Genomic DNA, 3,073 nt, shown 5'->3' on the forward strand with positions numbered 1-3,073 from the left:
GCTCGTGGCCGTGGGAGATCATCGTGCGCTCCCCCTCGTACGCCATGGAGACGGTCACCGGCGAGTGCCAGCCGGGCACCGTGCGGGAGGGGGTGAGGTCGATGCCCTCGCCCCGCGCGAGCGCGTCCCAGCAGTACTCCCCGTAGTGGTCGTCCCCGAAGGCCGCCGCCAGCGAGGTCCGTAGGCCGAGGCGGGCCAGCGCGGCGGCCATGTTGGCGACCCCGCCGGGGCTGGAGCCCATCCCGCGCGCCCAGGACTCGGTACCGCGCACGGGGGCGGTGTCCAGGCCGGTGAAAACGATGTCGAGGAAGACGGTGCCGGTGAGATAGACGTCCCAGGGCGGATCGCCGGGGGCGCGCAGCGCGGCCAGCGGGTCGACCTGGGTCTGGTGGCGCGCTGTCTGGGTGAGGTGCTCCGGGTCGCCTCCGGTTTCCTCTCCGGCGATCGCGTGGGACGGCATCAGTGCGGGCTCCCTGACGTGGTACGGATCTGGCCAGTGTGCACCACTGACCGGCCGCCGACCGAGGGGGTGGCGGCCGGAATCCGACGGTTACGGGGGCTCGCGGGGTCACCAGCGGGGCATCACCGGCGTCCGCCAGTCCGCGACCGCGACCCGCATCGCCGCGCTGTCGTCGCGGTCGCGCAGGGGGCCGTCGGCCGTCGTCCAGCGGTGGTGGAGGCGGTCGAGGGCGTCGCGGTCGAGGTCGACGCCGAGGCCGGGGCGGTCGGAGACGGTGACGTGGCCGCCGGTCAACGGCACGCGCTCGGTGAGCACGTCCTCGGCCTGCCACGGGTAGTGGGAGTCGCAGGCGTGGTGCAGGTTCGGCACGGTGGCCGCCACCTGGGTCATCGCGGCGAGGCTGATCCCGAGGTGGGTGTTGGAGTGCATGGACACCCCGACCCCGAAGGCCGCGCAGATCGCCGCGAGGTGCCCGGTGTTGCGCAGCCCGCCCCAGTAGTGGTGGTCGGAGAGCACCACCTGCACGGCGTCCCGGCCGAACGCCTCCTTGATCTCCCCGAACGTGGTCACGCACATGTTGGTGGCCAGCGGCACCCCGGTCCGCGCGGCCACCTCGGCCATGGCGTCGGTGCCCAGCACCGGGTCCTCCAAGTACTCCAGCAGGCCGCCGAGTTCGTCCGCCACCTTCAGCGCGGTCGGCACCGACCACGCCCCGTTGGGATCGAGCCGCAGCGGCCGCCCGGGGAACGCCTCGGCGAGGGCACGTACGGCCGCGGCCTCCTCCTCCGGCGCGAAGACCCCGCCCTTGAGCTTGAAAGAGGAGAACCCGTGCCGCTCGGACAGCGCACGGGCCTGCGCGACCACTCCGTCGGGGTCGAGCGCGGCACCCCACTCGTCCGCGTCCGACCCGGGATGCGCGGCCCACTTGTAGAAGAGGTAGGCGCTGTACTCGACGGAGTCCCGCAGCTTCCCGCCCAGCAGCGCGTGCACGGGCAGCCCGAGCGCCCGCCCCTGCGCGTCCAGGCAGGCGACCTCGAAGGCGGACAGCACGGACAGCCGGAGCTTGTCGGCGCTCTGCACCCCGCGCAGACCGCCCGCGTCGACCGCACCCCGTACCCGGCTCTCGTCCACCGCGAGGTCGAGCGAGAACAGCACGTTCACATCCGTGACCGAGCGTCCGACGAGCCTGTCGGCCAGCGGGCGGGCCAGCTCCAGGTACTTGGTGTCGCCGTAGGTCTCCCCGAGCCCGGTCGCCCCGCCCGCCGTGACCACCTCCACGATCAGCCGGGGGGTGTACGGCTGGTGCACGCCCTGGGTGTTGAGCAGCGGCGGGTCGGCCACCAGGACCGGGGTCAGCCGCACCTCGGTGACGGTCAGCTCCGGGATCACAGGGCGGCCCCCACGAGGCCGAGCCCGGCGGCGAGGAGGTCCTTGAGGGCGGCGAGGTCGGCGGGCGAGGGGCCGGTCAGGGGCGCCCGTACGGGCCCCACGCGCGCGCCCCTGAGCCGGGCCGCGGCCTTGACCAGGGAGACGGCGTATCCGGGCACCCGGTCGCGGAGTTCGACGAAGGGGACGTAGAAGCCGCGCAGCAGCCGGTCGGCCGTGTCGTCGTCCCCGGCGCGCAGCGCGGTGCGGAAGGCGCCGGCGATCTCGGGGGCGAAGGCGTGCACGGCGGAGGAGTACGCGGGCACGCCGACCGCGGTGTAGGCACGGGCCTGGACCTCGGCGGTGGCGGCACCGTTGAAGAACAGGAACTCCCCGGGCGCGGCCAGGGTGAGCCGCTGGAGGCGGTCGAGGTCGCCGTGCCCGTCCTTGAGCCCGATGACGTTCGGGATGCCGGCGATGTGCCGCAACGAGTCGACCGTGTAGGCCACTTGGTCCCGCTGGTACGCGATGAGCGGGAGCCGGGTGCGGGCGGCGAGGTGGGCGAGCTGGGCGACGAGCCCCTCCTGCGGGGCGGCGACGAGATAGTGCGGCAGCACCAGCAGGGCGTCCGCCCCGGCCTCCTCCGCGATCCGGGCGAAGCGCGCGGCCTGCGCCCAGCCGTAGCCGGTACCGGCGACGACGGGGACCCGCCCCGCCGCCTCTTCGACGGCGACGGTGACGACCTGGCGGTACTCGTCCTCGTCCAGGGAGAAGAACTCCCCGGTGCCGCAGGCGGGGAAGAGGGCGCCGGGGGCGGCGGCGAGGCGGTCGGCCACATGGGCGCGGCAGCCCTCGCGGTCGAGGGTGCCGTCCTCGTGGAAGGCGGTGAGCGGGAAGGAGAGCACGCCCGCCGCCATCCCCTCCCGCAGCCGCCGGGCCACGTCCTGCGGAGCGCCGCTCACCCGCACCATCTCCTCTTGTGAATACCGTCCACGTATGAGAACAGAGGCTAGGTACACGTACCGAGGCCGTCAATGGGGCGACGGGCGGGGCGGGTTGCGCACGGACGGAGGGAGCAGCGGGGAGTGCGCGGAAGCAGGCGGGCGCGGAGCGGGGGCGCGCAGCAAAGAGCCCCACCCCGCTCGGAAGCGGGATGGGGCTCTGTTCGGAGCGCCGGGCAGGCCTTGCACCTGCATTTCCCCGCAGGAAGCGGGGCGTCTTTCCTTGGACCACCAACGCACTGTCCGC

Annotated in this window: 3 protein-coding genes; all 3 read right to left on the bottom strand. The window is 73.9% G+C overall.

Going from position 1 to position 3,073, the window contains the following annotated elements; genetic code table 11:
* The coding region (locus GT030_RS26560; RefSeq protein WP_237522840.1) for a PfkB family carbohydrate kinase at positions 1–460 on the bottom strand (460 nt) is incomplete at its 3' end.
* A 108-nt stretch (positions 461–568) separates the two neighbouring features.
* On the bottom strand, positions 569–1,849 hold the full coding sequence (locus GT030_RS26565; RefSeq protein WP_161203279.1) for an enolase C-terminal domain-like protein: 1,281 nt from the start codon (positions 1,847–1,849) through the stop codon (positions 569–571).
* On the bottom strand, positions 1,846–2,796 hold the full coding sequence (locus GT030_RS26570) for a 5-dehydro-4-deoxyglucarate dehydratase (protein WP_161203280.1): 951 nt from the start codon (positions 2,794–2,796) through the stop codon (positions 1,846–1,848). The genes GT030_RS26565 and GT030_RS26570 overlap by 4 nt, the downstream gene beginning before the upstream one ends.
* Positions 2,797–3,073: the final 277 nt, after the last annotated feature.

Source organism: Streptomyces sp. SID1328 (assembly GCF_009865595.1).
In the GTDB taxonomy this organism is placed as follows: Bacteria; Actinomycetota; Actinomycetes; order Streptomycetales; family Streptomycetaceae; genus Streptomyces; species Streptomyces griseoluteus.

What these genes read in the sequence shown, in the direction of transcription:
- GT030_RS26570 (WP_161203280.1), bottom strand. Translation starts at nt 2,796, where the DNA reads ATGGTGCGGGTGAGCGGCGCTCCGCAGGACGTGGCCCGGCGGCTGCGG.